This is a genomic window from Parazoarcus communis SWub3 = DSM 12120, assembly GCF_003226565.1.
GTDB lineage: Bacteria > Pseudomonadota > Gammaproteobacteria > Burkholderiales > Rhodocyclaceae > Parazoarcus > Parazoarcus communis.
Map to the genome: position 1 here is coordinate 33211 of NZ_QKOE01000010.1, position 26016 is coordinate 59226.

At 60.7% G+C, this 26016-nt stretch carries 16 protein-coding genes; 6 read left to right on the forward strand and 10 right to left on the reverse strand.

Annotated elements, in window-relative coordinates:
- The first annotated feature begins 53 nt into the window (after positions 1 to 53).
- Complete coding sequence (locus DNK49_RS14170) at positions 54 to 1418, forward strand: NYN domain-containing protein (RefSeq protein WP_110525751.1); 1365 nt, start codon at positions 54 to 56, stop codon at positions 1416 to 1418.
- 42 nt (positions 1419 to 1460) lie between these two features.
- Here the strand turns inward: DNK49_RS14170 and DNK49_RS14175 are convergent, their stop codons facing one another.
- Together DNK49_RS14175 and DNK49_RS14180 are read right to left on the reverse strand one after the other, a co-directional pair.
- Positions 1461 to 3845 (reverse strand): putative bifunctional diguanylate cyclase/phosphodiesterase, encoded by a 2385-nt coding sequence (locus DNK49_RS14175; protein WP_110525754.1) that lies wholly within the window; start codon positions 3843 to 3845, stop codon positions 1461 to 1463.
- Complete coding sequence (locus DNK49_RS14180) at positions 3845 to 4453, reverse strand: methylamine utilization protein (protein ID WP_110525757.1); 609 nt, start codon at positions 4451 to 4453, stop codon at positions 3845 to 3847. Before DNK49_RS14180 ends, DNK49_RS14175 begins: the two co-directional genes overlap by 1 nt.
- Before the next feature lie 147 nt (positions 4454 to 4600).
- Here DNK49_RS14180 and DNK49_RS14185 point away from each other — a divergent pair, with 147 nt between their 5' ends.
- Entirely contained in the window at positions 4601 to 5485 is an 885-nt protein-coding gene (locus DNK49_RS14185; protein ID WP_110525760.1) for a DUF4394 domain-containing protein, read from the forward strand.
- 55 nt (positions 5486 to 5540) lie between these two features.
- Here the strand turns inward: DNK49_RS14185 and DNK49_RS14190 are convergent, their stop codons facing one another.
- The 3 genes from DNK49_RS14190 to DNK49_RS14200 are packed head-to-tail and all read right to left on the reverse strand — an operon-like array spanning position 5541 to position 8519.
- Positions 5541 to 6083, reverse strand: coding sequence for a hydrolase (locus tag DNK49_RS14190; protein WP_110525763.1), 543 nt, complete (start codon positions 6081 to 6083; stop codon positions 5541 to 5543).
- Positions 6084 to 6092: 9 nt separating this feature from the next.
- Positions 6093 to 8069, reverse strand: a complete 1977-nt coding sequence (locus tag DNK49_RS14195) for an acetoacetate--CoA ligase (RefSeq protein ID WP_110525765.1) — start codon at positions 8067 to 8069, stop codon at positions 6093 to 6095.
- A 39-nt stretch (positions 8070 to 8108) separates the two neighbouring features.
- On the reverse strand, positions 8109 to 8519 hold the full coding sequence (locus DNK49_RS14200; RefSeq protein WP_110525768.1) for an acyl-CoA thioesterase: 411 nt from the start codon (positions 8517 to 8519) through the stop codon (positions 8109 to 8111).
- Positions 8520 to 8692: 173 nt separating this feature from the next.
- Here DNK49_RS14200 and DNK49_RS14205 point away from each other — a divergent pair, with 173 nt between their 5' ends.
- Positions 8693 to 10336 (forward strand): electron transfer flavoprotein-ubiquinone oxidoreductase, encoded by a 1644-nt coding sequence (locus DNK49_RS14205; RefSeq protein ID WP_110525771.1) that lies wholly within the window; start codon positions 8693 to 8695, stop codon positions 10334 to 10336.
- Positions 10337 to 10390: 54 nt separating this feature from the next.
- Here the strand turns inward: DNK49_RS14205 and DNK49_RS14210 are convergent, their stop codons facing one another.
- A complete protein-coding gene (locus DNK49_RS14210) occupies positions 10391 to 11362 on the reverse strand; it encodes a DUF481 domain-containing protein (RefSeq protein WP_165843337.1) in 972 nt (323 codons plus the stop codon).
- Positions 11363 to 11578: 216 nt separating this feature from the next.
- On the reverse strand, positions 11579 to 12187 hold the full coding sequence (locus DNK49_RS14215; protein ID WP_110525778.1) for an SCO family protein: 609 nt from the start codon (positions 12185 to 12187) through the stop codon (positions 11579 to 11581).
- Between the two features lie 439 nt (positions 12188 to 12626).
- Here DNK49_RS14215 and DNK49_RS14220 point away from each other — a divergent pair, with 439 nt between their 5' ends.
- Genes DNK49_RS14220 through DNK49_RS25005 form a run of 3 tightly spaced genes read left to right on the forward strand, consistent with a single transcriptional unit; the run spans position 12627 to position 17068 of the window.
- Complete coding sequence (locus tag DNK49_RS14220; RefSeq protein WP_133255108.1) at positions 12627 to 16034, forward strand: response regulator; 3408 nt, start codon at positions 12627 to 12629, stop codon at positions 16032 to 16034.
- A complete protein-coding gene (locus tag DNK49_RS14225; protein ID WP_243632373.1) occupies positions 16031 to 16930 on the forward strand; it encodes a response regulator in 900 nt (299 codons plus the stop codon). The genes DNK49_RS14220 and DNK49_RS14225 overlap by 4 nt, the downstream gene beginning before the upstream one ends.
- 15 nt (positions 16931 to 16945) lie before the next feature.
- Positions 16946 to 17068 (forward strand): hypothetical protein, encoded by a 123-nt coding sequence (locus DNK49_RS25005; RefSeq protein WP_279386424.1) that lies wholly within the window; start codon positions 16946 to 16948, stop codon positions 17066 to 17068.
- Between the two features lie 24 nt (positions 17069 to 17092).
- On the opposite strand, the gene DNK49_RS14230 is transcribed toward DNK49_RS25005, so the two are convergent.
- The 3 genes from DNK49_RS14230 to DNK49_RS14240 form a co-directional block, all read right to left on the reverse strand.
- The gene (locus tag DNK49_RS14230) at positions 17093 to 19195 is read right to left on the reverse strand and encodes an extracellular solute-binding protein (protein WP_110525784.1); all 2103 of its coding nucleotides are present in this window, start codon (positions 19193 to 19195) and stop codon (positions 17093 to 17095) included.
- 89 nt (positions 19196 to 19284) lie between these two features.
- A complete protein-coding gene (gene purL / locus DNK49_RS14235; protein ID WP_110525787.1) occupies positions 19285 to 23220 on the reverse strand; it encodes a phosphoribosylformylglycinamidine synthase in 3936 nt (1311 codons plus the stop codon).
- 114 nt (positions 23221 to 23334) lie between these two features.
- The gene (locus tag DNK49_RS14240) at positions 23335 to 26007 is read right to left on the reverse strand and encodes a DUF3857 domain-containing protein (protein ID WP_110525790.1); all 2673 of its coding nucleotides are present in this window, start codon (positions 26005 to 26007) and stop codon (positions 23335 to 23337) included.
- Positions 26008 to 26016 lie beyond the last annotated feature (9 nt).

The window sequence follows — 26016 nt, forward strand, 5'->3', positions numbered from 1 at the left end:
ACAGCAAGCTTGTTACCGGCATCAAGTTGTGTCCCTCTCTTCTGGAGAACATCATGGCTTCATCCCCCGACAACGTCAGCATGGCGTTGTTCTGTGATTTCGAAAACGTTGCGCTCGGCGTGCGCGATGCCAAGTACGACAAGTTCGACATCAAGCGCGTGCTCGAGCGCCTGCTGCTCAAGGGCAGCATCGTGGTCAAGAAGGCCTATTGCGACTGGGATCGCTACAAGGGCTTCAAGGCGGCGATGCATGAGGCCAACTTCGAGCTGATCGAGATTCCCCATGTACGCCAGTCCGGCAAGAACTCGGCCGACATCCGCCTGGTCGTGGATGCGCTCGATCTTTGCTACACCAAGGCACACGTCAATACCTTTGTCATCATCAGTGGCGATTCCGACTTTTCGCCGCTGGTCTCCAAACTGCGCGAAAACGCGAAACAGGTGATTGGCGTGGGGGTCAAGCAATCGACCTCGGATCTGCTGATTGCCAACTGCGACGAATTCATTTTCTACGACGATCTGGTGCGCGAGAGCCAGCGCGCGGCAAACAAGCGCGATGCACGCGATGCCCAGCCGGCAGCCCGGCGCAGCCCAGCCGAAGACAGCGCCCGCCGCGAGGAGATCGAGAAACGCCGCAACCAGGCCATCGAGATCGCAGTGGAAACCTTCGAGGCCCTGCTGGCCGAGCGAGGTGACAGCGGCAAGATCTGGGCGTCGATGCTCAAGGAAGCGATCAAGCGTCGCAAACCCGATTTCAGCGAGTCGTACTACGGCTTCCGTGCTTTCGGCAACCTGCTGGAAGAGGCCCAGTCACGCGGCCTGCTCGAGTTCGGCCGCGACGAGAAGTCCGGCGCCTATGTCTATCGCAGCAGCGGTGTCACTGCCGAGCGAGAGCCAGTGGAAGCACAGAAGCCCATGCGGGAGGCTCGCCCCAGCCGACGCAACCGTGGCGGCTCGCGTGCCGCCAAGGATGAAGCGGTCAGCGAACGCCCTGCAATCGAGCCGGCAGATCAGCCGGGCATCGATCTGGCGCCAGCGGCTGTTGTCGACTTCATTCCTGGTTCGGATGGCGGCGCCCCGGTGTCAGAGGCGCATGACATTGCACCTGAAGCGTGGCTGCCCGACAGCGAGAAAACGGCAGCCATGCCCACGGACGAGGCCGAAGAGAAACCCAAGAAAACGGCACGCCAACGTAGCGGCACCGGCAAACGCACCAGCGCGCGCAAGAAGTCTGCTGCGGTGACCGAGGCGGAAACGACTGCGGCGAACCCGGGCGAGACGGCAGTCGATACGGTGGAGCCAATCAAGTCCGAGACAGCCAGCACCGAGCCCATCGAGGACAGCGCCGCAGCGAAGAAGCCGCGCAAGTCCCCGGCCCGCAACCGCCGACCGCGCAAGAAGGATGCCGAAAGTACTTGATACGGACAACCTGCCGGCGGGCGGCTCCGGACAGCTCGCAGGCTATGCCGATGAGCTGATGCTGCCCGACCTCGCCCAGGGGGAATTGGCCATCCACACATCCAGGTCGGCGACAGCAAGTGGGCGGCTGACGAGATAGCCTTGGGCGAGGTCGCAACCAAGCTCACCCAGCCGTAGCAGGATGTCCTCCGTCTCCACGCCTTCGGCGGTCACCGTAAGACCCATGTCGTGCGCGAGTTCGATCGTGGAGCGCACGATGATTTCATCACCCGGATGCGTGGTCAGGTTCATCACGAAGCTGCGATCGATCTTCAACTCATGCACCGGCATCTGTCTTACGTAGGACAGTGACGAATAACCGGTGCCGTAGTCGTCGATTGATAGCGAGCAGCCGGTCGCGCGCAAACGCTCGAGATTGGCGAGCGCATTGCGCGGGTCGTCCACCACCGCGCTTTCGGTAATCTCGAGGGTGATCAGACGCGCCTCGCAGGCATGTGCCTCCAGCATCCGCACAAAGGTCTCCGGCAGATCGGGTTGCAGCAGATCGCGTGCCGAGATGTTCAGGCCAACATGGATCTCCCGCCCCGCCCGCTGCCATTCGGCACACTGCTGGATCGCACGGTTCATCACCCACTGGGTGATCGCCTTGATATACCCCGTCTGTTCGGCGAAGGGAATGAACTCCATCGGCGGAACAAACCCGCGCTGAGGATGGACCCATCTTACCAAGGCCTCCAGATGCAGCGCCTTGTCGGGCTTGAAAGCATACTTGGGCTGATAGTAGAGCACCAATTCATCGCGCTCGACAGCCTGCCGCAATTCAGTCAGCAAGGACAGCCGGGCGGCATTGCGCTGATGGTGAGTCGGGTCGTACACCTCCACCGTGGCGTTGTGGCGCTTGGCCTTGTACATCGCAACGTCGGCACAGCGGATCAGGTCACCGGCATCCGTGCAGTGCTGGGGAAAAAGGGCGATGCCGATGCTTGCCCGCACGTCGACCAACTGTCCCTGGATGCTCATCGGATGTTCGAGTGCAGTCGCAATCCGGCCTGCGACGATTCGTGCGACCGTATCATCCGCATCAGGAATCAGTAAGCCGAACTCGTCCCCCCCGAGCCGGGCAGCGGCATTGCCATCGAGCCTCATGTCAGCACTGAGGTCACGCTGGCGAACCCCAGCGACCCGAAGACGCCGGCCAACCTCACACAACACCAGATCCCCGAAGCCGTGACCCAGCGCGTCATTGATCAGCTTGAACCGGTCGATATCGAGTGTCAGCACCGCAATCTGCTGCGCTCGAAGTGCAGCCAGCTCGACGGCGGCATGAAGTTGCTCCATGAAATGGACACGATTGGGTAGCCCGGTCAGGGCATCGCGATACGCAAGCTCGGAGATGCGCGCCTCACGGCTGGCAATAGCTTCGGTCATCAGGCTGAAGGCATCCGCAAGCTGACCGATTTCATCACCACGCTCGACTGCAGGTGGTTCGGCATAGCGCCCGGACCCCACCTCGCGAGCAAAGCCGGCCAACCGGCTGACCGGCGAAGCGATGGTCCGCCCCAGTATCAGACTTGCCAACACCATCACCAACATGGCCGCCAGCGACAAGCCGGACCATTCACGATACAGACGCTCCCACGGCGCAAGCGCGCCTTTCAACGAAAGTTGCAGGACGGCGAAGATCTCGGTCTGCTCAAGCGCCTCGATCGTGTGCGTGTGGCCGCGATACTCCTCGTTATCGATCTCAAGTGAACGGGCTTCGGCAACGTTCAGCAGCGCCCCCTGCCCGGCCGCGTCGAGGGTACTGGCCGCGATCTGGCGCGGTGAGGACGGAGACTGCACCAGAAAGCTCACCTCGAGCCCGGTCAGATGCTTGAGGTCGCGCACGAAAGGCTCATCGACGACAAAACCGATGACGACCCAGGCAACCGGAACCGGTGCAAGCATCGGGACGACCACCAGCTGGTACAGACGCCCCTGCGCCAAGGTGAAACCGGTGGCCTGACCGTCCCGACGCGCCTCGTCCACCAGTTGAGTCAGACGAGGCGAAGCGATTCGGGTCGGATCGGGATAGGCACCGATGACGGTCTCATCCAGATCAAGCAGCAGCATCAGGCTGGCATCGATTCTCGAACCGTGGTTCTCGAGTGCCGACTCGATCGTCGCGGCATCCCGGCTCAGCAAGGCTTCGCGAAAGCCATAGTCCGCGGTCAGCACCCGGGCAGCCTGCGCAAGCTGAGCATTGCGCTGATCGAGCAGACGCGAAAACACGCGATCGCCGGTTTCAAGCCGGGCGTCGACCTCCTCCAGCGCACTCGAGCGACCGATTTCCGCAAACAGGAACAGCCCGCCAAGCTGTACGGTCAGCAGGATCAGGGCAAACCAGACGGCGATCCGCCACTGCAGTCGCTTGAAACGCAGGCGCATCAGGGACGTTCCCCGATGATCAGCGTCTCGCTTTGCGCGCCGCTCAAGCGGATGCGCCGTTTGGCAATCTCGTCCCGCCCGACCCAGCGTGAATGCCAGTACTGCAGCTCGTACTCGCCTTCCGGCAGATCGGCCATCCGTCCCTGTCCCTGCGCATCCGTGACCGCCAGCCAGGGCGTATCCGCAACCATGACGTAGGCCACCATCTGGTCATGAATGTTGCAACCCAGCACGACGATACCGGGCGTATCGAAGACGACGGGCTGTGCCGGTGTGCCGATATAGAGTTTCAGCTCGAAAGACTTCGCTTTCGAGAACGAGTACACATGATGCCGTACGGTATCGCGGTTCGGAAAATGAATCGCCGTACCGGTCTGTACGGCCGACATCGCCGGCATGAAGGTCTTGGCGGCCTGGACAATCTCCGCATGGTCGTTGCGCAACGTCGGCTTGGGTCCTGACTGGGGCACCAGCGCAAGCGCAACATGCTCGAGCATCCCTCCCTTTTCGTCCATCACCTTTACCGAAAGGCTTGCAGCCGACACCACACCGCTACATAGTCCTGAAGCGATACAGACCCATCGAAAAAAATGCTTGGTGAAATTCATCACGCAGTCTGATCCAGAAACAGGTTCGTTAGCGAGGCGCGCTTGCTGCGGTGTGCGGGCACAAGCAGAATCCTATCCGAAAAGTCGCATGCGGCTGAACTTTGCGATACACCCAACGGTCTGCTGACGACCTAACAGGGAGACATCATGACGCCAATCCGCAGGCATGTGACAACAGCGGCCGTTGCCCTGGCCCTCGCAAGTACCAGTGCGTTTGCCACCGACGCATCACCCCTGACCAAGATCAAGATGCACGCCGTCACTGCATCCCACACCTTGATCACGGTTTCCGCCGCCGAGCCGCAGAAGATCCTGTCCAGCGTCAGGCTGACGGGGCTTGCACCAGACGAACGGATCCTGGGTATCGACTATCGAGTGGCACGCGGCATGTTGTATGCACTGGGTAGTCGCGGCCGCCTCTTCGTCATCGATACCGCCAGTGGCGTGCTGAGTCCGGTCGGTGACGACCTGTTTGGTATCCCCTTACAGGGGCAGCAGTTCGGTTTCGATTTCAATCCGGCAGCCGATCGTATCCGTATCGTGTCCGACGCGGCTCAGAATCTGCGCGCACATCCCGATACCGGCGCACTGGTGGACTTTTCACCGGAAGAAACGGGCCTGCAGGCCGATGGCGCACTGGCCTATGTCGCAGACGATCCGAACGCGGGTCGAGCCCCCAGGATCGTTGGTGCAGCCTACACTTACAACACCAAGGATGAGAAGCTGACAACCAACTTCGCCATCGACATCGCGCGTGGCGATCTGGTGCGTCAAGGCTCGGTGGAAGGTACGCTACCTGTGGTCTCTCCCAATACCGGCAAATTGAGTACCGTCGGCTCACTGGGGGTCGAGGGCATCATCGATGCGCATTTCGATATTTCGGATGTCTCAAACACCGCACTGGCGGCTTTCAGCACCGCAGGCACGCCCGGCTACGTCCTGCATCAGATTGACCTGAGTTCGGGCAAAGCCCGGATGATTGCGCCACTTGGTACTGGCGAGGCTATCGTCGGCATCGCGATCGAGCCCTGAGCCCCCGACAGGCCGTCCCCTCATCGGTCGCGGCCTGTCATCCTTACGGTCAAGATCAACGGATGAAGTCGCGGTTGACCTCGCGGAACAGAGGCGTGCCACCCTTTCTCAACCACTCGAAGGCCACCATCTCTCGCGACACCACATCGATGCCGTGGCTACGCATGCGCTCGAACGCCAGATCCCGATTGGCCGGGTCGCGCGACCCGGAGGCATCGGCTACCACGAACACTTCCTTGCCAGCCCAGCGCAGTTCAAGCGCCGTCTGTTGCACACACACGTGAGCCTCAGTGCCGCAGATCACCACCTGACGGCAGTCAGACACGGCAGTTGCTGACAGACAGCCGTCCGCACTGGCGGAAAAATGCTGCTTGGTCACATAAGCTGCTGCAGGTGTCACCGCCTTGAGGCGCGGATCGGTATGGCCGATCTTGTCCGGGAAATGTTCGGTCACCACCACTGGAACATCAATGCGCGACGCAACGCCGGCCAGCCAGATCACGTTCGAGATGATGCGCTCACCCTCGTGAATGGCTGGCGCCAAGCCTGTCTGCACATCGATGATCAGCAGCACTGATTTTTCGGCGTTCATCAGCATGTCGTGCTCCTAGTCGGCAAGTTCGGGACGGTTGCCGAACAGCGCGAGCGCTTCCGGATTGGCCAGCGCCTCGAGATTCTTGACCGGGCGGCCGTGCACGACATTGCGTACCGCGAGTTCGACAATCTTGCCGCTCTTGGTGCGGGGGATATCGGCAACCTGCACCACCTTGGCCGGCACATGGCGGGGCGTGGTGTTGTCGCGGATGGTCTGCTTGATGCGTTTGATCAAGGCCTCATCCAGGATCAGACCATCACGCAACTTGACGAACAGCACCACGCGAACGTCATTGGGATTCTGCGGCGGCCAGTCCTGGCCGATCACCAGTGACTCGACCACTTCATGCAGTTTCTCGACCTGACGGTAGATCTCTGCAGTGCCAATCCGCACACCGCCCGGATTCAAGGTCGCGTCCGAACGACCATAGATGATCAATCCACCCTGTTCGGTGATTTCACAGAAGTCACCATGACACCACACATTGGGGAAACGGTCGAAATACGCCGCATGATATTTGCTGCCGTCGTCGTCGCCCCAGAAGCCCAGCGGCATCACCGGAAAAGGTTTGGCGCACACCAGTTCGCCCTTTTCGCCCCGCACCGGACGCCCCTCGTCGTCCCATACATCCACCGCCATGCCCAGACCGCGGCACTGGATCTCGCCCCGCCAGACCGGCAGCACCGGACTACCCAGCACAAAGCAGGAGATGATGTCGGTTCCACCCGAAATCGAAGACAGCTGCAGATCAGCCTTGATCTCGCGATACACGTAATCGAAGCCCTCGGGCACCAAGGGGCTGCCGGTGCTCATCATCGCGCGGACGCTTGTCAGCCGGTGAGTTTCGCGCGGCTTCAGCCCAAACTTGGCGCAGGCGTCAATGAACTTGGCCGAGGTGCCGAAATGGGTCATGCCTTCAGCGTCGGCGTAGTCAAACAGGATCCGGTTGTCACCCGCAAACGGCGAACCGTCGTACAACAGCAAGGTAGCTCCTGCAGCCAGTCCGGACACCAGCCAGTTCCACATCATCCATCCGCAGGTGGTGAAGTAGAACACCCGATCGCCCGGCTTGACATCGCCATGCAGGCGGTGCTCCTTGAGATGCTGCAGCAGGGCACCACCCGCGCAATGGACGATGCACTTGGGGACCCCCGTCGTCCCCGACGAGTACATGATGTACAGAGGATGATCGAAAGGCAGCGCCTCGAACGCGATCTCGGTGACTGCATGATGCGGCGCAATGAAGTCCGCAAACATGCGGGCATGCGGAATACCCTGCAGTTCATGCGCCTGGTGCACATAGGGCACGACCACGACGCGGGTCAGCGAGGGCAACTGACGAGCGATCTCGCTCAGTTTGTCCAGGCAATCGATGGTCTTGCCACCGTAAAAGTAGCCGTCACACGCGATCAGGACCTTGGGCGCACTCTGTCCGAACCGGTCCAGCACCCCCTGCACGCCAAAGTCGGGCGATGCCGAGGTAAAGATGGCACCGATGCTGGCCGCAGCCAGCATCGCGATCAGGGTTTCCGGCATGTTGGGCATGAACGCGGCCACCCGATCGCCCTTGACCACCCCCTGCTCGCGCAAGGCCGCCGCAAAACGCGCCACGGCCCGGTAAAGCTCGCCGTGGGACATCCGGTTCTTGACCTTGTCCTCACCCCAGAACACCAGGGCATCATGCGCATCGCGACTGCGCAACAGGTTCTCGGCAAAGTTGAGACGGGCATCCGGAAACCACTTTGCCCCCGGCATGCGGTCGCCATCGATGAGCACTCGCTCACCGCGCGCCCCGATCACCCCTCCATCGTCCCAGACACTGACCCAGAACTGTTCAGGTGCGCTCACCGACCAGTCATACAGTGCGGCGTAATCCGGCAGGGCAACGCCCCAGGTCGCCTCTGCCTTGCGCCGGAATGCCGTGACGTTTGCCGACTCGATGCGGGCCGCGGACGGCGCCCACAGGGGCAGGTTCATGCTGATGCTCATCTCGTCTCCTCTTTTATTATTGAAGTTATTCGATAATGATTAATCAAAAATCAGGCGGATTGTATCCGGCAACGGGGAGGACTTGCCAGTGCGGGTGTCCATCCACACCGTTTTTGCTGCACCATCGGCATAGAGCCGATCTTCACCCTCGACAAACAACTCATACCAGGTCATCACACTGGTCCTGCCCGGTTCGCCGCCGTACATCTTCACAATGACGGTTGCGGGATAATTGACCGGTGCGTAAAAGGTACAACTGGCATTGATGATGACCGGCCCGACCGGCTCCTCGGGGCTGACCCGTGACCCCTGGCTTTCGAGCCACTCGACGCGCGCCTGCTCAAAATAACGGAAGTAGATCGTATTGTTGACGTGACCATACGCATCCATGTCCCCCCAGCGCACTGGAATGCGGGTTTCGAGCAGTAATTTTCGGTTATCTTCACTCATTCTGGTCTCCGGATCATGTTTTAGCCTGTCGCCGGAATTTACCATACGCACCCGTATGTTTTAGAATGTCCGTGACTTGCATCGGTGCGGTGCGCGCATACCCGCGCCCTCGTATTACACTGATGCCCGCAAAAATTCGAATACCAATAAGCTTAAGGTAAAAGGAGAACGGGATGGAACGCGAATCCATGGAGTTTGACGTCCTGATCGTCGGTGGCGGCCCTGCGGGCCTGGCTGCTGCGATCCGGCTCAAACAGCAGGCTGAAGCCAAGGGGCAGGACATCTCGGTGTGCCTGATCGAGAAAGGTGCCGAAATCGGCGCCCACATCCTGTCCGGAGCGGTGATGGACCCGCGTGCGCTGACCGAGTTGTTCCCCGACTGGAAGGAACGCGGTGCCCCGCTCAACACCGCCGTGACCGAAGACCGGGTGATCTTCCTCAATGAAAACGGTGGGCGCACCCTGCCCAACGGTCTGCTGCCTGATTGCTTCATCAACCACGGCAATTACATCGTCCGTCTTGGCAATGTTGCAAAGTGGCTGGGCGAGCAGGCGGAAGCCCTGGGAGTCGAGATCTACCCCGGCTTTGCCGGCGCAGAGGTTCTGTACGACGAGGCGGGTGCGGTCAAGGGCGTAGCGACCGGCGACATGGGCCTGACGCGCGAGGGCGAACCGGGTCCCAACCATCAGCCGGGCATGGAGCTGCACGCCAAGTACACCCTGTTTGCAGAAGGCTGTCGCGGTCACCTGGGCAAGCAGCTCGAAGCCAGATACAAGCTGCGCGACGGCGTCGACCCCCAGACCTACGGTATCGGCATCAAGGAATTGTGGGAAGTCCCGGTCGAAAACCATCGCCCCGGCCTGGTGGTGCACACGGCCGGCTGGCCCTTGCCGGCAGACACCTATGGGGGCGGTTTTGTCTATCACCTCGAGGACAATCTGGTTGCCGTCGGCTATGTGGTCGGCCTGAACTACACCAACCCCCACCTGTCTCCGTTCGAAGAATTCCAGCGCTACAAGACCCACCCTGAAATCCGCAAGTTTCTCGAAGGCGGCAAGCGTCTTGCCTATGGCGCACGCGCAATTGCAGCCGGTGGCCTGCAAAGCCAGCCGCGCCTGGTGTTCCCGGGCGGCGCGTTGATCGGCGACGATGCCGGCTTCCTGAACGCCGCACGCATCAAGGGCAGCCACGCAGCCATCAAGTCCGGCATGCTCGCAGCCGAAGCCGCATTTGAGGCACTGGTCGCAAACCGCCAGCGTGATGCCCTCACCGCCTTCCCGTCCAATTTCCAGGACTCCTGGCTGCATCAGGAGTTGTACAAGACGCGCAACTTCAAGCCTTACATGAAGCGCGGGCTGTGGCTGGGGTCGCTGTTGTTCGGTATCGATCAAAAGCTGTTTGGCGGCAAAGTGCCCTGGACGCTGCATAACAGCGCCGATCACGACAAGCTCAAGCCGGCTGCCGAATGCCCGAAGATCGACTACCCCAAGCCCGACGGCAAGCTCACCTTCGACCGCCTCTCTTCGGTGTTCCTGTCCAACACCAACCATGAAGAAGAGCAGCCCTGTCATCTGCGGCTCAAGGATGCCGGCATCCCGATCGCGGTGAACCTGGCCATCTACGACGCACCCGAGCAGCGTTATTGCCCCGCGGGGGTGTACGAGATCGTGCGTGACGGCGACAACAACGCGCCGCGCCTGCAGATCAACGCGCAGAACTGCGTGCATTGCAAGACCTGCGACATCAAGGATCCCACGCAGAACATCAACTGGGTGGTGCCGCAAGGTGGCGAAGGGCCCATCTACCAGGGCATGTAACAACAACGGGGCGTCGTTCAGGCGCCCCGTTTCACATCTGAAAGCATCCGCGCGCTACCACTCGTAGCCAAGACCGAACTGCAGACTCAGATCGGTCGATTTTCGCCCCTCTGCGGGTTTGCCTTCCCAGTCGACCACGCCCTGAACCTGGGCAGTCAGGCGATCGACGATCGGCAGACGCAGGCCGGTGCGGGTCTTCAGGGTAATGTCACGCCCATCATCCACGTTCATGTAACCATCCTGCTCGTGGAATACCTCGGCTGTCCGCCCCACCAGCCAGTGCCGGTAGCGAACCCCCCAGCCCAATGCGGGATAGGCTTGATCGTCGGCATCGAAGCGGTTTTCCCTGACGTAGTCGATACCTGCCTGCACCGACAGACCGGTCTGATCACGATCGATCAACTGCAGACCATAACCGCCGCCCGCACTGAAGCGCATCGCCAGATCGCGGAAACGATCCCGCTCCACCGAGGTTCGGCCGTACACAAAACGCCGGCTGCTGACGAACCAGTCACGATTTGCGGTCGCCAGCCAGTTCGACGCACTTTCGTCGCCGCCCTCGGTGCGGTGCTCACCGCGGATGCGCGTGGAAAAACGAGAACCCTTGGCCACACCCGCAAGCTCGGCCTCACCGACGATCTGCTTGGTGTCGCTGTTGCCACTGTTGGCACTTCCTGCCAGATTTACCCGCCCCTTGTACTCGGTGCCCTCACCCGACTGACTCGGCGTGGGGTTGAGGTAGGCGATGCGATCCAAACGCACTGGCGGCACTTCAGGCACCGCCGTCAACCGAACGGTGCCCGGTTCGTCAGAACGTTCCAGCGGTGTCGCCAGCCTCCCTTCGTTGTGTCGCATCATCACATCAACGGGCTCATCGGTCTTCAAGGTTTCCACCACTCGCCAGTCAATTCGCAGCACCCCGGCGTAATCGGTCTTGAACTCCAATCCTTCGGGAGTCTTCGCGACAACCCTGCCCGTCAGCCGGTCTCCGTTGGTCAGCAGGACTTCGTCCGCGCCCGCGGGCACGGACGCGAATGCAGAAACGAGAAGAGCCGTAGCGATCAGGCTGCGGGGAGAATGCGGTAATCGAGACAACATGGCGAAATGACGGTAACTCAGGTTGGGAGAAGACGCAGCCTCAAGGCGGACCGCTAGTGCCTAGCCTAGGCATAAAGACGATATTGCGCAATGCAGCATCACCACCTGTTACCGCTTGAAACGTCTCTCCGCGACCTGCTCCATCTACGAACGTGGCTGCAGCAGCTTGCGGATGTCGTCCGCAACCGACTCCGCTGAACTCGAGTGCGACACGGCCAGACGCAGACGCCCTTCGGGATCGTACACATAGCTCGTAGCGGTGTGATCCATGGTGTAGGAGTCGCCGGTCGGTACCTTGCGGTAGAACACCCTGAATGCCTCCGCCACCTTCCGGGTGTCCTCGACCGAGGTGTATAGCCCGAGAAAGTCGGCATCAAATGCCGCGGTGTACTCCTTGAGCAGGGCCGGCGTATCACGCTCCGGATCCACGCTGACGAAGATCACCTGCAAGCGTTTTCCCTCCTCCCCAAGACGCGATCGAACCTCCACTGCACGAGACAAGGCAGTGGGGCAAACATCCGGACACTGTGTGAAGCCAAAGAACACGATGACTGCCTTGCCACGAAAATCAGCCAGCGTCCGCGTCTTGCCGTCCGGGTCCAGTAGCGAGAAATCCTGACCAAAGCTCGCACCCGTGATGTCGGTGTTGTTGAACTGAAGTGCAGCCTGATCACAAGCACCCAGGATGCCGATCAACAGGCAGGCATGCACCCAGCGGATCAGCTTGTTCGCGCAAACGGATGACAGAAACATTCAACCTCCAATGGAAGATCCTGTAAAAAAACAGACTTTCCACACGCAGAAAAACAAAAAAAGAACCGCTACGCGGCATTCGGCTTTTCCGGCCTGCGCACCAGTCCAGGCGATCAAGTAGCGAGACTCGATGCCGTCATGATAACGCAGCCTCTGATCACCCCCTGAAACACGATGCACGCTCGTGCTTGAAACCTCACTGATGCGGGTCAAACCGCGCGCCCTGCCTTCTTGCTAAGATGGCAGAAAACAAAGGCCCGGACGCATCGCACGTCGCGAGCATGTCGAGCTCCCTTCGACTGGCGCCCACCAAAATCACGGCTTCATCCGGCTGGAGGAGAACGATGGCTATCAGGCAGATGGATGATGCGCTGCTCACAAGGGACGCTTGGTCGTGCTGAACGGTCCGGCCGCCATCACTTGGCTCAGACACCGGCGAGTGTCGGTTGCCGTTGTTCTGGTGCTGACCATCGTCTGCATTGTCACCCTGTTGCTCGCGGTTGTCGGCACGCTGGCCTATCACTATTACAGCGATGAACGCCGCCAGGCCTTTGCCGACCGTCACATACTGGCCACCGATCAGCTCAGCTTTGCCCTGGCGCCTTCAGTCTGGAACCTTGAATACGACCAGATCGAGCAATTGATCTACAGCCGTCTGCGTGACCCGGACATCTTCGGTATTGTCCTCGAACTCGACACCCGCAAATTCATCGTCGGCCCCGACGACAACGGCGTTCCCCGCAGTCTCGCCAGCCCCTACTCCACGACTCAGCTGCCCGCTCAGAGCAGGACGCTCACTTTTGAAGGCGAGCGCCTCGGCAACCTCACCTTGCACGCGTCGCCCAGGCAGATGGAAAGTGAGATCGCAGGCACCCAGCTATATATGGTGGCCTTTGCACTTGTGCTCGATGTCGTGCTGATTCTCAGCCTATACATTGTGGTCAAGCACCTGATCATCCGCCCGCTCAGGCAGGTGGAACGGTACGCTGACGAGATCTCGAGCACCGGCGACAGCGCGATGGGGCTGGGCGACCTCCGGTTTATCGGTGAGCTGGACGGCCTCAAGCATTCGATCGACCAGATGGTGCGCAAACTTGCTGCGCACAATCGGGAACTCATCCGTATCAACAGTCGTTTTGAGCAGGTGATCGAACAGTTCCCCCTGCCGATCCGCATCGCAGACGACAGCGGCCAGATACTGGTGCTGAACAAGCACTTTACCTCCACCTTCGGCTATACCAAGGATCAACTGCCGGACATGCAGGCCTGGTACGGTCATGCCTACCCCGACGAGTCATACCGGCGAGAGGCCCTGGACGCCTGGCATCAGGCGGTCGCCGAGGCGTCCCGTCGAGATGGAAGGATCAAGGCGGGCATCTTCTATATCACCTGCAGCAACGGAACCGTCCGAACCGTCGATATTGCCGGCGTCAAGTTCGAGTCCATCACCATCGGCGTACTACAGGACATCACCGAGCGGGTTCGCGCCGAGGAAGAGCTGGCCCGTCATCGCGAACACCTTGAGGAACTCGTCCAGTCGCGCACCGAAGAACTTGCCACAACCTATCGTCGCCTGGAGGAAACCCAGTTCGCGATGGATCACGCAGGCATTGCCATTCAGTGGTATGAGGCCGGCAGCGGCCGGATCAGCTATGTCAACGACCACGCCTGCCGGCTTTACGGATACAGCCGCGAGCAACTAATCGGGCGCACCATCACCGAGCTGGCGCCTTGCCTAAAACCAGACGAAAACGACACCCCGGTTGCAAACGACAATGCGACTCGCCATGCACGACTGGAGACCACGGTGCTACGCGGCGACGGTACCCTGCTTCCGGTAGAGTTCGTCATCTACCGCCAGGATGCCGAGGCAACACAATCGGGCAACTTCATCAGCTTTGCATCCGACATCAGCCAGCGCAAGGAGGCGGAACAGGCTCTGATTACCGCACGGATCAACGCCGAAGATGCGGCGATGGCCCGCAGCCAGTTTCTGGCCAACATGAGCCACGAGATCCGCACCCCGATGAACGCCATCATCGGCATGACCCAGCTGGCATTGCAGACCGAACTCGAACCACGTCAGCGAAATTTTGTGCGCAAGGCCAACGCCGCCGCATTGTCCCTGCTCGGCATCATCAATGACATCCTCGACTTTTCCAAGGTCGAAAGTGGCAACCTGAAGGTCGAGGCAATTGACTTCGACCTTGACAAGGTCCTGGACGACCTTGGCAGTCTGCTGGGACTGAAAGCCGAGGAAAAATCGATCGAACTGCTTTTCGACATCGCACCGGACGTCCCGCGCAACATTGTCGGCGATCCGTTACGGCTGACTCAGGTGCTGATCAATCTGACCGGTAACGCAATCAAGTTCACCGAGCATGGACACGTCATCGTGCGCTGCAGCAGCACAGCGGACGGCGATGCGGCGATCCAGTTGCACATCGAGGTTGAAGATAGCGGCATTGGGATGACCCCCGAGCAGATGGAGCGTCTGTTCAGCCCCTTCAGCCAGGGTGACGGCTCCATTTCGCGCCGTTTTGGGGGCACAGGGCTCGGTCTGGCAATCTCCCGGCGCCTGATCGAACTGATGGGCGGTGAAATCGCCGTAAAAAGCACGCCAGGACAAGGCAGCTGCTTTTCCTTCACCGTGCGCGCAGGGATTTCCGCGACACCGGCCCGGCTGCCGGCATCACCCGCAGCACTACCGTCCCTGCGCGTACTGCTGGTGGACGACCATCCCGATGCACTCGAAGCCTTGAGCAATCAGATGATGGCGATGAAGCTCGAGGTGTGTTGCGCAGACTCTGCGTACGCGGCACTTGAGCGTATCCGGAACAGTCCGCCTTTTGATCTGTTGATCTGCGACTGGCGGATGCCTGACACCGATGGGGTCGAACTGATCCGGATCTTGCAACATGATCCCGATCTGCCGCATCCACGCGCCATCATCATGGTCAGCGCCTACGGCACCGAGGCCCTGCGCCAGGCCTGCTCCGACATCGAGATTGCGGCGATATTACCCAAACCGGCCAGTCCGTCCACCCTGCAGGAAGCCATCCAGACCGCACTCGGTCGCTGGTCAGACAGTGCCACGTCAAGTCATCTCGATACCATCAAGCCAGAGACACGACCACTCTCCGGTCTGCACATCCTGGTGGTGGAAGACAACCCCGTCAATCGGGAGCTGGCTCGCGAAATCCTGCAGCAAGCCGGCGCCGTCGTCCAAACCGCCAATGATGGCGAAGAGGCCATTCAGGCGCTGGACAGCAATGCGGCATGCGACTGCGTGCTGATGGATGTCCAGATGCCCGTGGTCGACGGCCTGCAGGCGACCCGTCGAATTCGGGCTCAAGACCGGTTTTCCACGCTGCCGATCATTGCGATGACAGCCGGTGCGCTGCCCGAAGAGCGCGCACAAACCCAGGCGGCGGGCATGAATGACCACCTTACGAAACCCATCGATGTTGGATTGATGCTGTCCACAATCCGGCATTGGGTCGCCCCTTCATCGCTCCGGGAGTCCGATCCAGCCCCTGTTTCGCAACCCACGGCAAGGATCGCACTCGACCCGGCTGACCTGGAGCAGCAGCTTGCAAGCTTGCAGACACAACTCGAAGCTGGAGATACCGACGCCCTGGATACGATTCATGCGCTCAATCGGCAGGGTGTGAGCGCAAGGTTCGCTCAGCCTTTCGCGCGTCTAACGCGCCTGGTTGAGAACTACGCATTTGATGAGGCCCTGACCGAGCTTGCCCAATTGCGTACTGACTTTCCATCTGAATCGCCGCCTGACGGAACGGACAAATCTGTCACGACAACAAGGACGAAGGAGCAAGAACAATGACCGGCCACGATGCCTCCGAACAAGCCACACTGTTGATCGTCGACGATGTTCCCGCCAACATCGAAGTCTTGCGCGGGGTGCTACGCAACCATTATCGGTTGAAAGCGGCAACCAGTGGCGCACGGGCGCTGCAGATCGCCGCCCTGGAGCCGATGCCCGACTTGATCCTGCTCGACGTCATGATGCCAGGCATGGACGGCTACGAAGTCTGTCGTCAGTTGAAGGCAGACGTCAGGACCCACCCGATTCCGGTCATTTTCGTCTCTGCCCGGGATGACGAGGACGACCATGAACTCGGCTTCGACGCCGGCGCGGTGGACTACATCACCAAACCCGTCCGCCCGAGAATCGTGTTATCGAGAGTTGCCGCCCATCTGGCAGCGAGTCGCCACACGCTCGCGCTGGAGGCTGCAGTACGGGAGCGCACCCGGCAACTCAATCACGCCAGCGTCAAGATCATCCGCAACCTATGTAATGCCGCAGAGTTCAAGGATAACGAAACCGGCCGGCACGTCGTACGCATGAGCCATTACGCCCGCGCACTGGCGCGCGCGATGGCGCAGGATGCCACATGGAGCGAATTGTTGTTCAATGCGGCGCCCATGCACGACATCGGCAAGATCGGCATTCCGGACCACATTCTCGGAAAACCGGGCAAACTCACGCCAGACGAGTGGGAGATCATGAAAACGCACGCTGCAATCGGCGCGCGCATCATCGGCGAACCCGACGGATCCGAACTGCTGGCGCTGGCGGCAACCGTCGCCCTCAGCCATCACGAGAAATGGGACGGCAGCGGCTACCCTCACGGGCTGGCAGGGGAGGTGATTCCTCTGGCAGGCCGCATCATTGCCGTGGCCGACGTCTTTGATGCGCTGACCTCCGTCCGCCCCTAAAAAAGGGCCTGGACGGTGGATGAAGCCATCGCGCACCTCCAGTCCCAGGCTGGCGAGCACTTCGACCCGGAACTGGTCGCCAGCTTCATCTCCATCCGTCCGGAGATCGAGGGCATCCGCTCCCAGTATGCCGACTGATCCGGCCTGAACCTCTTACCCTGCTCAACGATTCATCAAGGTCTCGTTGTAATAGCCGGCAGCTTCCATGATGCGGCGGACCTCCACCTGCGCGTTGCGCAGGGCTTGATCCACCGTGATCCGGCCCGTCAAGGCGCGATTGATCTCAATCGCCAATGCGTACCCCACCGCGGGAAACTCGGCGATGGACACCGTCTGGATACCACGATAATGACGTCCAGGTAAATCGACTTGCGCTTCGCTGATGGAGGACGCGACAAACCTGGCAAATGGTGCGACCGCCAGGTAGGCCGGTTGAGCATAGGTCGACAAACGCGTTCCCGGCGGCACTGCAATCCAGCCTTCGTCCCGACCGACGCGTTCAACATAGCTGCGTGACGTTGCCCACTCGATGAACTTCCGGGCCTGCACCTTCCGCGACGATGAGGCCGGAATCGCCAGCGCCCAACTCCACAACCAGCTCTCGCCGACATCGACGCGCCCAATTGGCGCAGCTGCATGGCCCACCTTGCTCGCGACGGACGATACGCGCGGATTGAACAGATAACCCGCAGCCACCGTCGCATCGATCCACATTGCGCACCGTCCCTCGGCAAAAAGTTGCAGGCTTTCGCGGTAACCACGCTCGGCTGCGTCGGGCGGACCATACTGCTGCAACAAGCTCACATAGCGGGTCACCGCCTCGCGCCAGCCGGCAGACTCGAGCTCTGGCCGCCAGTTGGCGTCAAACCAGCGCCCCCCATACGTGTTGGCCATCGGCGCAATCACCGAGATGTTCTCACCCCAGCCGGGCTTGCCACGAAGGCACAGACCATATACGCCCCCTGCCGGATCGTGCAATCGCCTGGCAAAACGCTCAATGTCATCATAAGCAGGTTGCTTCGGCATGCTCAGACCGGCACGCTCGAATAGATCCGTACGGTAATAGGTCATTGAGCTTTCAGCATAGAACGGCAAGGCGTACAGACGGCCCTGATAGGTCAGACTGGCACGCACGGACGGGATCAGATCGTCGATGCCGTAAGCCGAAGGTAGATTGTCAAGTGGCTCCAGCCATCCGCGCTGCCCCCAGATTGGCGTCTCATAGGAGCCAATGGTCATCACGTCAAACTGCCCGTCTGCAATCGCAAGATCGGTCATCAACCGGGTGCGCAATACGGTCTCATCGATCACTCGCCAATCGAGCTCGATGCCGGGATGGGTGCGCTCGAACTCGGCGGACAGGCGCCGCATCACCAGCATGTCCGGATTATTGACCGTACCGATCGTCAGACGCACGGTAGCGTCATTGCGCATCTCTCCGGCACGAAGACCGTGGCTGAAGAGGATTTCGCTCACCTGACCATCGGCCTGCATGGCTTGAAGGGCTGAATCGAACACCTTCGCCAGTGCCTCGCGACGCGGCGTATCAGCAGCCCATGCAATGTGAAACGAGCTGGGGAACAGCGGTGGATTGAGGAACTCCAGTTGCCCGATCAGATGCGGGCGATGCAGCACCATCAGATCGCTTGCGCGGTACTTATCCACCAGCATCAGGTCAATGCGACCCAGTGCCAGCTTGTCGAGATTCTGCAGGTCATTGGCGACGTACTCTCGCCGCAAGGCCGCTTCTGCTTCGAAAACAGCGGGGACCGCCAGCCCACGGACGGCGCCGATGCGATAGCCTGCAAGCGAGCGAAGCGTTTCTGCAGGTCGCCGATCGGCATCCTTCGCGTAGGGGATGGGATCAACCCGACGCTTCAGCAGCCCAAGGTTCACCCCGGGAAAAGGTCGGCTCAAACGCAGGGCAGCCGACGAAGCGGCGCTTCCTCCGACGAAGAGCATGCCGTCAATCTGACCACTTTCAACCAGACTCAATGCCCGCGCCGGTGGATAAAAGCGGATCTCGACAGCCTGTCCGCTGCGTGCCATCGCCCGCTTTACCAGGTCGGCTGCATAGCCTTGACGTTCGATGTCGGCGCCAAGGTAGGGCGCCATTTCCACCGCAGCCAGTCGCACGGGCTCGACACTTTGGGCACGCGCCTCCGACACAAGCAAGACCGCAAGCGTCAGCGCCAGAAAACACACCCGCCAGACGAGCAGACTGAGTCGCGAATGAACCGAAACAGCAGACAAGCACAGGGGCATGCTCCATCCTCCCGATGCGGGGGAACAGCCCCGCGCCCAGCCCTTTCAGACTAGGGCCAAAGCGCGGTTCATGCCAGTGGGGAAGTCCCTCAGCCCAGCCAGTGTCGGGCGTTACGGAACATACGCAACCACGGCGAAGCGTCCGGACTGGCCGAACGCAGGTCCTGCGGCGCCCACGACATCTGCAGGGTACGCGCGGTACGTTCCGGGTGCGGCATCATGATGGTGAAGCGCCCGTCAGCAGTGGTGAAACCGGTTGCGCCACCTGCCGACCCATTGGGGTTCTTCGGGTACACCTCGGTCGGCTGTCCATAGTTATCGACATAGCGAAGCGCAAGCAAGGCCTTGTCGGCATCGCCCGCTGCGCCAAACACCGCCCTACCCTCACCGTGGCTGACCACGATGGGCATGCGGCTACCGGCCATGCCCTGCAGCAGGATGGAGGGGCTATCGGTCACTTCCACCATGACGAAACGGGCCTCGAACTGCTCGCTGCGGTTGCGGTGGAAGGTAGGCCAGGCTTCGGCTCCCGGAATGATTGGCGCCAGATGCGCCATCATCTGGCAACCATTGCACACGCCCAGCGCGAAGGTGTCGGTACGTCCGAAGAAGGCTTCGAACTGCGCGCGCAGTGCCGGATTGAACAAAATGGACTTGGCCCAGCCCTGCCCCGCCCCCAGCACGTCTCCGTAAGAGAAACCACCGCAGGCCGCAAGGCCATGGAAGGCCTCCAGACGCTTGCGTCCGGACTGAAGGTCGGACATGTGCACATCCACCGCCTCGAAGCCCGCACGTTCGAACGCCGCCGCCATCTCGAACTGCGAGTTGACACCCTGCTCGCGCAGCACGGCCAGCCTGGGGCGGGCACCGGTAGCAATGAAAGGTGCGGCAAGGTCTTCGGTAACATCAAAACTCAATTGCACCGAAAGGCCCGGATCGGCGGCATCGGCCAGGCCATCGAACTCCTGCTGCACGCAATCGGCATCGTCACGCAGACGGGCGATGCGGTAGCTGGTCTCGGACCAGGCCTGCAGCAACTCGACACGCGAGGCACCGAACACTTTCTTGGCACTACGCCAGAAGCGGATCTCGTCCTTGTCGTTGAATTCACCGATGAAGTGATAGCCCAGACGCGCCTCACGCAACATCTCGGTGATGCGGGAGCGATCGGCACGACGGATCTGGATCACCGCACCCAGCTCCTCGGCAAACAGGCCACCGATCAGGCGATCGTCGAAGCGGCCCTTGAGTGTATCGGGCTTTTTCTCCAGGCCATCAACGTCGTTCATGAACGGGTCGTAGCACACCGTATCCAGCACGATGGACAAGCCGCACTTGCTGGCAAAGGCCATCTCGCACACGGTTGCAAACAGACCGCCGTCCGAACGATCGTGGTAGGCCAGGATCAGGTTGTCGCGGCGCAGCTGCTGCACCGTGGCAAAAAAGGCAGCCAGCTGTGCCGGATCGACATCCGGGGCATGCTCTCCAACCGAGTTGTACACCTGAGCCAGCACGGAACCGCCCAGCCGGTTCGCACCGTTGCCCAGGTCGATCAGCATCAGCTCGGTTTCCACCCCTTCCGGCTGCTGCAACTGCGGTGTCAGCGTGTTGCGGATGTCCTGCACCGGCGCAAACGCGGTGGCGATCAGCGACATCGGCGCGACCACCTGCTTGTCCGCCCCTTCATCGGTCCACGCCGTACGCATCGACAGCGAGTCCTTGCCCACCGGAATCGACAGGCCTGCAGTAATGCAGAACTCGGACACCGCCTTTACGGTATCGAACAGTTTGGCATCCTCGCCACGATGACCCGCTGCCGCCATCCAGTTGGCCGACAGTTTCACGTCGCCCAGGCTGGCAATGTCAGCCGCCGCGATATTGGTGATCGCCTCGCCAATCGCCATGCGGCCCGAAGCGGGCGCATCGACGCAAGCCAGCGTGGTGCGCTCGCCCATGGCAAAGGCCTCGCCACGATAGCCCTTGAAGCTCATTGCGGTTACCGCGACATCGGCCACCGGCACCTGCCAGGGCCCGACCATCTGGTCACGTGCGGTCAGACCACCCACCGAGCGGTCGCCAATGGTGATGAGAAAGTTCTTGCTGGCCACCGTGGGGTTGCGCAGCACGCGCAGGCCTGCCTCCATCAGATCGAAACCCGCGACGTCGAAAGGCGGCAGGTATACCGCACGGCGCGACACATTTCGCGTCATCTTCGGCGGCTTGCCCAGCAGCACCTGCATCTCCATGTCCACCGGCTTGTTGCCGAAATGGCGATCGGAGACCGTCAGATGGCCATCGGCCGTCGCGGTTCCAAGCACGGCAAACGGGCAGCGCTCACGCTCACAGAAGGCCTGGAACATCGGCAGGCTCTCCGGCGCAATCGCGAGCACATAGCGCTCCTGCGATTCGTTGGACCAGATCTCGCGCGGGCTCATGCCCGGCTCTTCGATATGAACCTCGCGCAACTCGAAATGCGCGCCCAGGCCAGCATGGTCTGCCAACTCCGGCATCGCATTCGACAGGCCGCCGGCGCCCACATCGTGAATGGCGATGATCGGATTCCTGTCGCCCTGCTGCCAGCAGGCGTCGATCACCTCCTGACAACGTCGCTGAATCTCGGGGTTGCCGCGCTGCACCGATGCAAAATCCAGGTCGGCCGCATTGGTGCCGGTTGCCATCGACGAAGCCGCACCGCCCCCCAGGCCGATCAGCATGCCCGGACCACCCAGCTGAATCAGCAGCGTGCCCGGCGGAAAGGTGGGCTTGGCAGCCTGCTGGGCCTGAATGCTGCCCAATCCTCCGGCAATCATGATCGGCTTGTGATAGCCGCGCACCTCACCCTGCACTTCCTGCTCAAACGTACGGAAATAGCCGGCAAGGTTGGGGCGACCAAACTCGTTGTTGAATGCCGCAGCACCAATCGGCCCTTCGATCATGATGTCGAGCGCAGAGGCAATGCGCTCTGGCTTGCCGTAAGGCTTCTCCCAGGGCTGAACAAAGTCAGGAATGTTCAGATTGGATACCGAGAAGCCCGCCAGACCCGCCTTGGGCCGCGAGCCACGGCCAGTGGCACCCTCATCGCGGATCTCACCGCCGGCCCCGGTTGCCGCCCCCGGAAAAGGCGAGATCGCAGTGGGATGGTTGTGGGTTTCAACCTTGGCCAGGATGTGGGTCTCTTCGCTGTGGTAGCGGAACCCGCCGTCGCCGTCGGGATACAGACGGTCGATGACTGCGCCCTCGATCACCGAGGCGTTGTCGGAATAGGCCACCACCGTGCCTTGCGGATGCGCCTTGTGCGTGTCCTTGATCATGCCGAACAACGACTTGTCCATCGGCCGCGCGTCGATCACCCAGTCGGCGTTGAAGATCTTGTGCCGGCAGTGCTCGGAGTTGGCCTGAGCGAACATCATCAGTTCGACATCGGTCGGGTTGCGGCCCATGCGGGTGAAGTTCTCTACCAGGTAGTCGATTTCGTCCTCGGACAGAGCCAGCCCCAGATCGCCATTGGCCACCTCCAGTGCCGCACGACCACCACTCAGGATATCCACCGAGGTCATCGGCTGCGGCTCATAGTGATGGAACAGCGCATCGGCCTGATCAAGCGTGCTCAGCACCGACTCGGTCATCCGGTCATGCAGCAGTGCGAGCAAGGCCGGCCGCGTATCGGCGCCTTTTGCATTGATGCTGTAAGCCGTACCCCGTTCGATCCGTACCACCTTGTCAAAGCCACACTGCAGGGCAATGTCGGTCGCCTTGGACGACCACGGCGAGATCGTGCCCAGCCGCGGCACCACCAGCACCATCAAGCCCGCAGGCGGCGCGGCCGTTTCAGGCGTCGCACCCAGCAGGTCGACAAGTCGCGCCTGCTCATCGGCACTCAGTGCCGCTTTCAGCTCGACAAAATACCAATGCTCTGCGGCCAGCCCCTGCAGCTTGGGCAGAACCTCGGCCACACTGCGGGAAAGTCGATCCAGGCGGGACCGGGACAGCGCCGCAGCGCCACGAAGCTTGAGGATTTGGGTCATGTCGATCGAAACGCGGGAAAATAAGCGCCACCGATAGCTCGGCAGCAAAAGCGGCGATTATACCCGAGCCTAACGCTTGCCCACCGAGCGTACATAACATGACCCGTGTGACGCTCAAACCGCACGCCCCTCACCGACCTCAATCAAGCTTCCCGGCGAAGACGCAACGGGTTTGCGCGTTCGCGTAAAAGTCGCCCTAACCCGCTTGGATTTCAACATATAGGGAATCCAGATGACCGCACCAAAAAAAGCACGGCCCAAGCCCTTGGCGGCTTGCCCCAGTTCGCTCTCCATCGCCGGAATTGCACTCGCAAGGTAGTAGTCCACGGACTGAACGATGAGTGACGCGAGCAACATGACGATATAGACCATAGGTGCCGTCGTGCGGCGCTGAAAGAAAAGCACCAGACTCAGCAAGGCCAACACCAGCAACCCCAGATTGGCGCAAAGTTCAAAGATCAGCAAGAACGCCCAGTCAGGGTGGAAAGCTGGACCACCTGGCGTCGTCAGCGCAGACCACGCCTCCGCACGATAAACACCCATGCCATTAAAGAGACTGACGGCAATCATCACCGGACTCGAAATCACACCCAAAGCGGGAAGTAGCAACCAGCCACGTATCCCCACAGGCGCCCCGTCAGCCGGCAGAGGTTTCGGGGCGGGGTCGAACCGAAACACCCTGACCGCCAACACCACCCAAGCAAGCAACACAAAGACACCCAGCGCAAGAATCATTCCGTCAGGCCCCCTGCCACCCCGCGTAGCAGGGGCTTCATACCAGTAGAGTGCGTAATCCGTCGCACTTCTGGCCTTCGCACGGCTCTCAGCCAGCCCCCTGAGCGCTGATGCGGGGACGTGATTGAGCAGCGAATGATAGTGATCGCGAATCTCCAGCTTTTGTCCGTCATTGGATAGCGCTACCTTACGCTCAAACCGGAAACTCGGGTCTTCCACAACAATAGTTTCAGGCTCGACTTTCCAGCGACTGGGCAGCAGTACCTCGGTCTTCAACTCGAAGTCCACTGGATGTGGCAACCAGACAGGCGCACGGCGATGTGTCGACGGCGGCTCGCGCAGATACTCGGAAATATCCGCAGCGCGAATGGGCGCCTCCATCCTGCCAGCCTGCTCTGACGCCTGCCAGAACTCATCGATAACATAGCGTTCGATCAAGGTTAAGGTGTTCTTAACCGTATCGTCGACGACATCGATTGGCTCCGCGCGACGGACCCCGCGATAGTGAGTGCCGTAAAAATCGAGATAAGCCTTGTCCAGATCTGCCCGTGGAGAGAACTGCAGTCGCGCCCGTAAATGCTCAGCTTCGTCGCCCTCCAGATGGGTGGTCACAGTAAGCGATGCTGGCAACCCCACCCCCTGGCGAGTATCAAGCACGGCATGCACCTTCTTCTTCCAAGTCGCTTCCTGACCGTTGCGCATTGACACAAGTGCCGCTGTCTGCGGTGCAAGCACCAACGCAAAGCCGTAGTCCGGCTGATACACCCTGTCCAACGTACCGAATTGGGTGTTGCGCGTTGGATCCAGCCAGTAGACCTTGCCTCCCAGGGTTACGCGAACCAGCACATGATCGAACGCGCCTGGAGCGGGCAACAAGGTCTCGATGCCGCGCTTGAGCCGCGTATTGACGAGCGCAGCTTCGGCCTTGATCCCCAAACGGTTGAGCATCGTCAGCATCAGCAAGGTCTTGTCCTTGCAGTCTCCAAAGCGTCGCCGAAGCACTAGATCAGGATGGTTGGGAACGTAAGAGCCCGCGCCGACCTCAACGCCAAGGTAGCGGATCCGGGACTGAACGAATCGCAGCACTTCCATCAAGCGCAACTCGGGTTCGGTAAACCTGGAGGCGATATCGGCAACTTCCTTCTCGAGCAATTCCCCAGACCCGGACGGCACCTGATAGTAGGGAATGGCCCATCGCACCAGTTCTGCCCAATCCTGATACTCGGACCACTGCACCATCGAAAACGGAAGATGCCATTCAGGAACATGGTCCTCCACCGGGAATGGAGCAACGTCAAATTGCTCCCAACGGTATTCAACCCATTCGCCTCGAACCTGAACAACCGGGGGCCTGGCGCCGTTGGTATGCGCGGTCTGCAGACTGCGAGCCTCGGGCAGCAGCAGTCTCAACACATGATGACGCAAAGGTACCGCCCACTGCAGCTGCTCGCGACCAAACTGCCTGCCGTCGAACACAGGATTTCGCCCCCGGATACTGTAGGCGTACTCAATCACGTCGCCGACACGAACGTCGTCCAGAACGACATCAATGGTTTTTCTGCCGTCATAGATGCGATGTTCGAGCGACTGCTCTCGATGCAAGACCTTGACGATTGCGCTCCCGAGCCGGGAAGTCCTCCGCCCCTCGCGGACGAGATCAATACCATGCAGGAACACCCTTTCGAAGGACGGATCAAAATCCACTGACAGACGCGAACCCACATCCAACCCCTGCTCGTTCACCACTTTGGCAGCAGAGCGACGAAAACTGACCGTATCGGGCTGGCCAACGTGGATCTGAGTTTCACTCAGCAGATAGTGCAAGCCGTTTCGTATCTCGTCGTGCGGAATGCGCGCATCGAGATCGATTGAGTGTCGCTCGACCCAGGCAGGGACCGGCTCGACGGAGTAACCCTCCGCAGACACTCCACCAGCCACAAGTGCCGCAGATACAAACATCATGAACCGTAGCGCCAACAGCCGGCACCCCGCCCCCCAACCCTGGCCCCAGGCAGCGGCACCAAGAAGATCAACACCCCATTTAAAAATCATGAATGCATA

Excerpts from the sequence above, each read along its gene's own strand:
- DNK49_RS14170 (WP_110525751.1), top strand. The coding sequence starts at position 54 with ATGGCTTCATCCCCCGACAACGTCAGCATGGCGTTGTTCTGTGATTTC.
- DNK49_RS14175 (WP_110525754.1), bottom strand. The coding sequence starts at position 3,845 with ATGCGCCTGCGTTTCAAGCGACTGCAGTGGCGGATCGCCGTCTGGTTT.
- DNK49_RS14180 (WP_110525757.1), bottom strand. The coding sequence starts at position 4,453 with ATGAATTTCACCAAGCATTTTTTTCGATGGGTCTGTATCGCTTCAGGA.
- DNK49_RS14185 (WP_110525760.1), top strand. The coding sequence starts at position 4,601 with ATGACGCCAATCCGCAGGCATGTGACAACAGCGGCCGTTGCCCTGGCC.
- DNK49_RS14190 (WP_110525763.1), bottom strand. The coding sequence starts at position 6,083 with ATGCTGATGAACGCCGAAAAATCAGTGCTGCTGATCATCGATGTGCAG.
- DNK49_RS14195 (WP_110525765.1), bottom strand. The coding sequence starts at position 8,069 with ATGAGCATCAGCATGAACCTGCCCCTGTGGGCGCCGTCCGCGGCCCGC.
- DNK49_RS14200 (WP_110525768.1), bottom strand. The coding sequence starts at position 8,519 with ATGAGTGAAGATAACCGAAAATTACTGCTCGAAACCCGCATTCCAGTG.
- DNK49_RS14205 (WP_110525771.1), top strand. The coding sequence starts at position 8,693 with ATGGAACGCGAATCCATGGAGTTTGACGTCCTGATCGTCGGTGGCGGC.
- DNK49_RS14215 (WP_110525778.1), bottom strand. The coding sequence starts at position 12,187 with ATGTTTCTGTCATCCGTTTGCGCGAACAAGCTGATCCGCTGGGTGCAT.
- DNK49_RS14225 (WP_243632373.1), top strand. The coding sequence starts at position 16,031 with ATGACCGGCCACGATGCCTCCGAACAAGCCACACTGTTGATCGTCGAC.
- DNK49_RS14230 (WP_110525784.1), bottom strand. The coding sequence starts at position 19,195 with ATGCCCCTGTGCTTGTCTGCTGTTTCGGTTCATTCGCGACTCAGTCTG.
- purL (WP_110525787.1), bottom strand. The coding sequence starts at position 23,220 with ATGACCCAAATCCTCAAGCTTCGTGGCGCTGCGGCGCTGTCCCGGTCC.
- DNK49_RS14240 (WP_110525790.1), bottom strand. The coding sequence starts at position 26,007 with ATGATTTTTAAATGGGGTGTTGATCTTCTTGGTGCCGCTGCCTGGGGC.